The organism is Arthrobacter sp. HMWF013, assembly GCF_003061105.1.
Lineage (GTDB): Bacteria > Actinomycetota > Actinomycetes > Actinomycetales > Micrococcaceae > Arthrobacter.
Genome location: NZ_QAIQ01000533.1, coordinates 1 through 3,281, shown reverse-complemented (window position 1 = coordinate 3,281; position 3,281 = coordinate 1). Strand labels below are relative to the sequence as shown.

Here is a 3,281-nt window from a genome sequence, read left to right as displayed (position 1 = left end):
CACGGTGACCCTGGGGGACACCACGCTCACAGTGGTTCCGCTGGGGCGCAACCACGGGGCGGCGCCGACGTCGCCGCTTGTCGATTTCAACCGCTCCCCGCGGGTGGTTCCCCGCTTCGATGCGCCCAAGCGCGTACCGCCGGCCGGGCCCAAAAGGCCTGACCACCAGGCTTTCCCATACCTGATGCTGATGGCCCCGCTCCTGATGGGCGGGGTGATGTTCGCCATCACCCGGAACGTGTTGTCCGTGGTTTTCATGATGATGATGCCGCTGTTCATCGTGGGGCACTACGTGGACCACAAGATGCAGACCAGGCGCCAGCAGAAGGAACAGCTCAAGCACTTCCGTGAATCCATGGCGGCTTTCCGCCAGGACATCACCGAACTGCAGCATGTGGAACGCGCGGTACGCCTGCAGGAAGCCCCGTCAGTCAGCGACACCGTGGATTCCATCTACAAGCTGGGCCCGCTCCTGTGGACGCACCGCCCCGAGCACGTCGGCTTCCTGGGCCTCCGGTTCGGGCTCGGTACCAGCCCGTCACGCATAATCTTCGATGAACCCGCCAGCAACGACACCGAAGTTGAGTACATGCGGGAGATCCAGGACTGCCTGAAGCAGTTCCGGGACATCGAAGGCGTCCCGGTGGTTTCCCAGCTGCGGGCCGCGGGGTCCTTCGGGGTTGCCGGGGCACGCGGCCTGGTGGACGACGTCGCCCGCGGCATGGTGCTGCAGTTCGTGGGACTGCACTCACCGGCGGAGGCCGTGGTGACTGCCATCACCTCGGCCCAGTCCCGGCAGCGCTGGGACTGGCTGCAGTGGCTGCCGCACGTTGGCTCCGGCCACAGCCCCCTCGCCGGCGACCACCTTGCCGCCGGCTCCGCCGGCGGATCCACCCTGCTGGCCAGGCTCGAGGACCTGCTCGACGCCAGGGAGGCGATGGCCGGGCGTTCTGCCCCCGAACCGAGGGCAGCCCTGAACCCTGCCAAGGATGAGCTTCCGGCGCCAGTGCTGCCGGCCGTCCTGGTCATCGTCGAGGATGATGCCCCGGTTGACCGTGGCAGGCTGACCCGCCTCGCCGAACGGGGGCCGGATTCCGGCGTCCACGTGATGTGGGTTGCCACCGACATCCAGGCGCTCCCGGCAGCGTGCCGGGACTTTATGGTGGTGGACGGCGAGAACGGCACCACTACGGGCCAGGTCCGGCTGGGACGCCACAGCTATCCCGTGAGCTGTGAAAGCCTCGACGCCGAACTGGCCGCCCAGCTTGCCAGGATGCTGGCGCCGGTGGTCGACGTCGGCAAGCCCGTCAGCGACGACTCCGACCTGCCGCGCGCAGTCTCGTACGCCACCTTGATCGGCAAGGACTTCCTGGACAATCCCCAGGCTGTCGCGGAACGCTGGGAGGAGAACAACTCCGTCCACGCCTCCGCGGTGCCCAACCGGAAGGATAACGGAACCCTGCGTGCCCTGGTGGGGTCCAAGGGCATTGAACCCCTTTACCTGGACCTGAAGAACGAGGGCCCGCACGCACTCGTGGGCGGGACCACCGGCGCCGGCAAATCCGAGTTCCTGCAGTCCTGGGTCATGGGCATGGCCGCCGCCTACAGCCCCGACAGGGTGAGCTTCCTCTTTGTCGACTACAAAGGCGGCGCGGCATTCGCCGATTGCCTGAACCTGCCCCACACTGTTGGACTGGTCACCGACCTGTCCCAGCACCTGGTCCGCCGCGCCCTGACATCCCTCCGCGCCGAACTCCATTACCGCGAACACCTGCTGAACCGGAAGAAGGCAAAGGACCTGCTGGCGCTCCAGCGCGAAGCCGATCCGGAGGCGCCGCCGTACCTGATCATCGTGGTGGACGAGTTCGCTGCACTGGCCACCGAAGTACCTGAATTCGTGGACGGAGTCGTGGACGTGGCCGCCCGCGGCCGGTCCCTGGGGCTGCACCTGATCCTGGCCACGCAGCGCCCGTCCGGCGTCATCAAGGACAGCCTGCGCGCCAACACCAACCTCCGGGTTGCCCTCCGCATGGCGGACGAGGACGACGCCACCGACATCCTCGGAGTGCCTGACGCGGCCTACTTCGATCCGACCATCCCGGGCCGCGGCGCCGCAAAAACCGGCCCCGGCCGCATCCAGGGATTCCAGACCGGCTACGCCGGCGGCTGGACCACGGAGAAGCCGCAGCGTCCCCAGATCGACATTGTGGAAATGGCGTTCGGTTCCGGGCCCAGCTGGGAAGCACCTGCCCCTGAGAAACCGGTCAAGGAAGCTCCCGCCGGCCCCAACGACATCGCCAGGATGACCACCAACATCGTGCGGGCTGCGGATTCCCTGGCCATCAGGCCGCCGCGCAAACCGTGGCTGGACGAGCTCGCCAAAACCTACGACTTCTCCAAGCTGCCCAACCCCCGCACCGACGAACGGCTGCTTCTGGGTGTGGCGGATGACCCCGCCCGCCAGGAACAGCCCACGGTCTTCTACGAGCCGGACAAAGACGGCAACATGGCCATCTACGGCACGGGCGGTTCCGGCAAGTCGGCGGCGTTGCGGGGGATTGCGATTGCCGCCGCCGTTACTCCCCGCGGCGGTCCGGTCCACATCTATGGGATCGACTGCAGTTCCTCGGGGCTGAGCATGCTCGAAGACCTGCCGCACGTGGGTGAGATCATGAGCGGCGACGACGTCGAGCGTGTGGGTCGGCTGCTGCGTATGCTCCGGGACCTGGCAGAGGAACGGTCTGCCCGGTTCGCGGACGTCAGGGCGTCAACCATCGGCGAATACCGGACCCTCGCCGACCGTCCGGATGAGAAACGCATCTTTGTGCTCGTTGACGGCATGTCCGCTTTCCGCGAGACCTACGAATACAGCAGGCTGTCTGCTCTCTGGGACATCTTCCTTCAGCTCGCCACCGACGGCCGTCCGCTCGGAATCCACCTCGTGGTGACCGGGGACCGGCCCAACTCCGTCCCGGCGTCGCTGCTCGCTTCCATCCAGCGCCGGCTGGTGCTGCGGCTTTCCTCCGAGGACGATTACATGTCCTTGGACGTCCCGAAGGACGTTCTCAACAGTTCCTCGCCGCCAGGCCGTGGCCTGTTGGGCGGCCTGGAGGTCCAGCTGGCTGTCCTGGGCGGCAACTCCAACCTGGCGCTGCAGGCCCGCGAGGTCCACAAGCTCAGCCAGGCCATGCTGCGCCAGGGCCTGGAGCAGGCACCGAAAATCCAGCGGCTTCCGGAGCAGGTGGACCTGGACATGCTCCCCGCGGGAAGCCCGGATTTGC

The 3,281-nt window shown here is 67.1% G+C and carries 1 protein-coding gene; it reads left to right on the top strand.

Translation table 11 applies throughout. The features are described from left to right. Positions 1-3,281 (top strand): FtsK/SpoIIIE domain-containing protein (locus DBR22_RS18430; RefSeq protein WP_108600203.1); only part of this gene is annotated, 3,281 nt, incomplete at both ends.